The organism is Ectopseudomonas oleovorans (assembly GCF_029845265.1).
In the GTDB taxonomy this organism is placed as follows: domain Bacteria; phylum Pseudomonadota; class Gammaproteobacteria; order Pseudomonadales; family Pseudomonadaceae; genus Aquipseudomonas; species Aquipseudomonas oleovorans.
The window spans coordinates 1-549 of record NZ_JAOCLK010000118.1; the positions used below are offsets into that span (position 1 = coordinate 1).

The 549-nt window shown below is 59.0% G+C and carries 1 protein-coding gene; it reads right to left on the reverse strand.

The window, feature by feature from the left end:
* On the reverse strand, window positions 1-482 hold a 482-nt coding region (locus N5J71_RS22380; protein ID WP_481787216.1), incomplete at its 3' end, for an IS21 family transposase.
* Window positions 483-549 lie beyond the last annotated feature (67 nt).

The window sequence follows — 549 nt, forward strand, 5'->3', positions numbered from 1 at the left end:
AGCCAGAACGCACGGCTGGCACACAGCTTCAGATGTGCCACCTGCATACGCCGGTAAATGCCGCCGACCAGCAAGCCTTCCTCGCTCCAGTCAAACTGAAACGCCTCGCCAAGAGCAAAGGTCAGCGGCACAAAGGCCTGCGACGCCTTGCCCTGTCCCCCTCGCCAGGCACGGATAAACGCGGTGAGCTGGCTGTAGCCACCGTCATAACCATCGGCTTTGATTTGCGCCAACAGCGCCTTGGCACTGCGCCGCTGTTGCTTGGGCCGCAGCGAATCGGCTTTTAGCGCCTGCTCCAGCGTGGCGTGAAAAGGGCTGAGTTTGTTGAAGATCGCGCGGCGTTGGTAGACCGGCGGCTTGGCCTCAGGTGCTCTGACCCACTTGCGAATCGTGTTGCGCGCCAGCCCGGTGCGCTTGGCTATCTCATGCAGCGACAGCTTGTCGCGGAAATACATCCGGCGGATTTTGCCCATCATTTCCATACTGATCACCCTGTGTTCTCCTGCTCAAAAATTGAGCAGAAGCAGTTGAACACCTGGGTCAGTTTTC